Origin of the sequence: Pseudomonas sp. yb_5 (assembly GCF_043103865.1) — a bacterium.
GTDB lineage: Bacteria > Pseudomonadota > Gammaproteobacteria > Pseudomonadales > Pseudomonadaceae > Aquipseudomonas > Aquipseudomonas putida_Y.
Genome location: NZ_JBICKE010000044.1, coordinates 1 through 2,144 on the forward strand (window position 1 = coordinate 1; position 2,144 = coordinate 2,144).

Consider the following 2,144-nt stretch of genomic DNA (forward strand, 5'->3'; position numbering starts at 1 on the left):
CCGCAAAGCGGCCCCAGCGTTTAACGCTATTTTCGTGAGACCTGCAATGCCGCTGTCGAATGTCCAGATCCTCTTCGAAGACGCTGCCATCCTGGTGATCAACAAACCGACCCTGCTGCTATCGGTCCCTGGCCGTGCCGAGGACAACAAGGACTGCCTGATCACCCGCCTGCAGGAAAACGGCTACCCCGATGCGCTGATCGTGCACCGTCTGGACTGGGAAACCTCCGGCATCATCCTGCTGGCCCGCGATGCCGACAGCCACCGCGAGCTGTCGCGCCAGTTTCACGACCGTGAAACGGAGAAAGCCTACACCGCACTGTGCTGGGGCCAGCCGGCGCTGGACAGCGGCAGCATCGACCTGCCGCTGCGCTACGACCCACCGACCAAACCACGGCATGTGGTGGACCACGAGCAGGGCAAGCACGCCCTGACCTTCTGGCGTATCGTCGAGCGCTGCGGCGATTACTGTCGGGTGGAGTTGACACCGATTACCGGGCGTTCGCACCAGTTGCGCGTGCACATGCTGTCGATCGGGCACCCGCTGCTGGGTGATAGGCTGTATGCCAACCCGCAAGCCCTGGCGGCCCATGAGCGGCTGTGCCTGCATGCCTCGATGCTGAGCTTCACCCACCCGGTGTCCGGGCAGCGGTTGAAGTTCGAGTGCCCGGCGCCGTTCTGATTTCGCAGGGCCTGTACCGGCCTCTTCGCGGCTAAAGCCGCTCCCACAGGGACCGCGCTGCTCTCAGGGGCTGTGTAATACCTGTGGGAGCGGCTTTAGCCGCGAAGATGCAGACACAAATTGTCGACATTGTGCGTTAAACTCGCGCCACTGCTGTCTGGAGTGAGCTATGCGCGATGCACTGAATACCGGCCTTATCGACTTTCTCAAGGCCTCCCCCACGCCCTTCCATGCCACCGCCAGCCTGGTCCAGCGCCTTGAGGCGGCCGGCTACAAGCGCCTGGACGAGCGCGACAGTTGGGACCCTGAGGCCGGCTGCCGCTACTACGTCACCCGCAACGATTCTTCAATCATCGCCATCAAACTGGGCAAGCAGTCGCCGCTGCTCAATGGCATCCGCATGGTCGGCGCCCACACTGACAGCCCGTGCTTGCGGGTCAAGCCTCAGCCCGAGCTGCAGCGCCAGGGCTTCCTGCAACTGGGCGTGGAAGTGTATGGCGGCGCGTTGCTGGCCCCCTGGTTCGACCGCGACCTGTCGCTGGCCGGCCGCGTCACCTACCGCCGTGACGGCAAGGTCGAAAGCCAGCTGATCGACTTCAAGCTGCCAATCGCGATCATCCCCAACCTGGCGATCCACCTGAACCGCACCGCCAACGAAGGCTGGGCGATCAACCCGCAGAATGAACTGCCCCCCATCCTCGCCCAAGTGGCCGGTGACGAACGCATCGACTTCCGCGCCCTGCTCACCGAGCAACTGGCCCGCGAGCACGAATTGATCGCCGACGTGGTGCTGGACTACGAGCTGAGCTTTTACGACACGCAGGACGCCGCGCTGATCGGCCTGAATGGCGACTTCATCGCCGGCGCCCGCCTGGACAACCTGCTGTCGTGCTACGCCGGTTTGCAGGCCCTGCTGGCCGCCGACAGCGACGAAACCTGTGTACTGGTGTGCAACGACCACGAAGAAGTCGGCAGTTGCTCGGCCTGCGGTGCCGATGGCCCAATGCTGGAGCAGACCCTGCAGCGCCTGCTGCCCGATGGCGACACCTATGTGCGCACCCTCCAGCGCTCGCTGATGGTGTCGGCCGACAACGCCCACGGCGTGCACCCCAACTACGCCGACAAGCATGACGGCAACCACGGGCCGAAGCTCAACGCCGGGCCCGTGATCAAAGTGAACAACAACCAGCGCTACGCCACCAACAGCGAGACTGCCGGGTTCTTCCGCCACTTGTGCATGGCCGAGGAAGTACCGGTGCAGAGCTTTGTGGTGCGCAGCGACATGGGCTGTGGCTCGACCATCGGGCCGATCACCGCCAGCCACCTGGGTGTGCGCACGGTGGATATCGGTTTGCCGACCTTTGCCATGCACTCCATTCGCGAGCTGTGCGGCAGCCATGACCTGGCGCACCTGGTGAAGGTACTGACCGCGTTCTACCGTAGCCGCGAACTGCCTTGATGT

The 2,144-nt window shown here is 63.9% G+C and carries 2 protein-coding genes; both read left to right on the top strand.

The annotated features are described in order from the left end of the window. Window positions 1-46: 46 nt before the first annotated feature. Window positions 47-682, top strand: a complete 636-nt coding sequence (locus ACF8GF_RS05400) for an RluA family pseudouridine synthase (RefSeq protein ID WP_003252569.1) — start codon at window positions 47-49, stop codon at window positions 680-682. Window positions 683-851: 169 nt separating this feature from the next. Further along, entirely contained in the window at window positions 852-2,141 is a 1,290-nt protein-coding gene (locus tag ACF8GF_RS05405; RefSeq protein ID WP_176685023.1) for a M18 family aminopeptidase, read from the top strand. Window positions 2,142-2,144 lie beyond the last annotated feature (3 nt).

Excerpts from the sequence above, each read along its gene's own strand:
- ACF8GF_RS05400 (WP_003252569.1), top strand. The coding sequence starts at position 47 with ATGCCGCTGTCGAATGTCCAGATCCTCTTCGAAGACGCTGCCATCCTG.
- ACF8GF_RS05405 (WP_176685023.1), top strand. The coding sequence starts at position 852 with ATGCGCGATGCACTGAATACCGGCCTTATCGACTTTCTCAAGGCCTCC.